1 protein-coding gene and 1 pseudogene are annotated in these 2145 nt (G+C 64.8%); both read left to right on the top strand.

Annotation, left to right across the window (positions count from 1 at the left end):
• Positions 1 to 194 precede the first annotated feature (194 nt).
• Positions 195 to 1370: a tyrosine-type recombinase/integrase gene (locus ASU23_RS06970; protein ID WP_058037612.1), complete on the top strand. Its 1176-nt coding sequence runs from the start codon at positions 195 to 197 to the stop codon at positions 1368 to 1370.
• An 85-nt stretch (positions 1371 to 1455) separates the two neighbouring features.
• A pseudogene (locus tag ASU23_RS06965) lies at positions 1456 to 2145 on the top strand (hypothetical protein); the annotation flags it as partial.

The raw sequence follows: 2145 nt of genomic DNA, 5'->3' as shown, positions 1-2145 counted from the left end.
TGTAATCCGTAGCTAGTAGGTAGTGCCGTTGACATCATCCTGGGCTTCCTTCCACGGATTCGGGATATGTGGGCGACGGTGTTATCTGCAGGCAGCGAGGTACGCCGATGACACCGCCGACACGCGCCGTTCGGGTGCCTCGAATTAGGCAGCGCCGGGCGTAGCTTCGACTTCAGACGAACGGGAGCGGGCTGATGGCTACAGCGCAACGTGTCACTCTCAACGACGGTACAACGACCTGGACGGTGATCGACAGATCGTTCGGTCTCGTTGAGCCGGTCGAGGCCTACCTCGAGTACGGGCGGCAAATCGACTTCCGGCCGAACACCACCCGCGCCTACGCACAGAGCCTGGCCCAGTGGTGGTCGTTCCTGGAAGTGACCGGCACGTCGTGGGATGCGGTGAAGCTGCACGACTTCGGCGACTTCATCTCGGCCCTGCGCTACGGCGAGCAGGACTCGCCGATCCGCGAACTCCGCCCCCGACCGACGCTCAGCGACAGCACGGTGAATCTCCGCATGCGCGCAGTGATGAGTTTCTACCGCTACCAAGCCGACAGCGGAACAGACGCTGCGCCGTTCCTGTGGAAGCAAGCCCACGTCCGATCCGGCCGCTACCTCTCGTTCCTCGAGCACGTGGCCAGGCGAGCGCCACAGAAGCGCGCCGCCATCCGAATCCGCGCCGCCCGCAAGGCCATCCCGGTTCTGGCGCCGACCACGATCGACGCCCTCCAAGGCGCCGAGGCCACCTACGACCCAACACTCGAGGAGTGGAGAGGTGACCTGCGATATCGGTTCCTGTGGGCAGTCCTGGCGGAATCGGGCATGCGGATCGGCGAAGCCCTCTCGTTGGAGCACCGCGACTGGAACACCGGGATCGGCGGCAAGAGCGCCCGGGTCGCGATCGTGAGCAGGCCACACCCGTACGGCCTGTCCGCCAAGTCCGGGGAACGCGAGGTCCACATCGGGTCGCGGCTCGACCGGCTCTACGCCGACTACGTGTGGTGGCTGTGCGACCGAGGCGCCGATGTCGCCCTCGATGATTGGGACAGCAGCTACATCTTCTGCAACGTGATGCGGAACCCGCTGTTCGCGCCCCTGCGTACCGAGTCGGTCTATGCGCACCTGCGCTCGATGAAGCATCACGACACCGCCCTCCCGAACCTGATGACACCGCACTGGTTTCGGCACACCCACGCCACCGCGCTGTTGCTGGCGGGGAGTCCCGTCCACACCGTCAGCCGCCGCCTCGGACACGCGAGCGTGCAGACCACGATGAACATCTACGGCCACGTCACCGAGGACGCCGAGCTGGCCTCGGTAGCGAATTGGCGCGAATACGTCGCCGGATGGGAGTACCCGAATGTCTAGCCCAGCAACCGATCCCGCCATCACGTCATGGTCGCGCAGCCCCAAGAGACTGCACCAGATCGACCCGGGGTTGGCACTAGCGGACATGTTCGACCTCACCATCGCCCGCAGGCTCTGGGACTCTCTGCCCGAAGAATGCCGCAGCGATCACTTCGACAAGAAGACGATGCCGGCGCACTACCGACCGGCGATCCGCGAAGTCAACGTCGGCGGGAGCTGGACCTCCTGCTACCTGAACTTCCGCGGTTTGCCGGAGCCGATGACCTGGGAGATCGCCTGGATCATCCACCGGCGCATCGAGCTGGGTCACTTCGTCCGCGTCATCGAGACGAATGCCGCCTTCATCCTGCTGCGCGCCGCGATGAATCACGACGACGAGTGCCGGTCGGCGCAATCGCTGCTGCACCGTTCGCCTGACGAGTGGGTGCGATCCGCACGGAAAGCACAGATGCGCGGTGCGAAGATCGGCGAATCTGCGTTCAAAGGCGGCACCTACCGCCTCGGGCACATGGCCGCCGTGCTCGGGTACGCCTATCACCGCGGCCCGTGGTGGGAGCTGAACGTCTGGAATCCCAGCCTCGACCCGAGGGTGCCCCAACGCGACCACGAACCGCAAGGTCGCACGACAATGCACTTCACCAACCTGACCAGCCTGTGGTTGCGTGAAGGAGCGAAGTACTGGCTTTCGGCGGGCCTGACCACGGAGCGGTACTCGTGGAGCACGGTCAAATCGCGCCTGGACGCCCTGAAATGGCTGCAACGCTACATCGACACC

The sequence above is a fragment of the Rhodococcus sp. KB6 genome (assembly GCF_001445685.1).
GTDB lineage: Bacteria > Actinomycetota > Actinomycetes > Mycobacteriales > Mycobacteriaceae > Rhodococcus_F > Rhodococcus_F qingshengii.
This window is presented reverse-complemented; position numbering and strand designations above follow the sequence as displayed.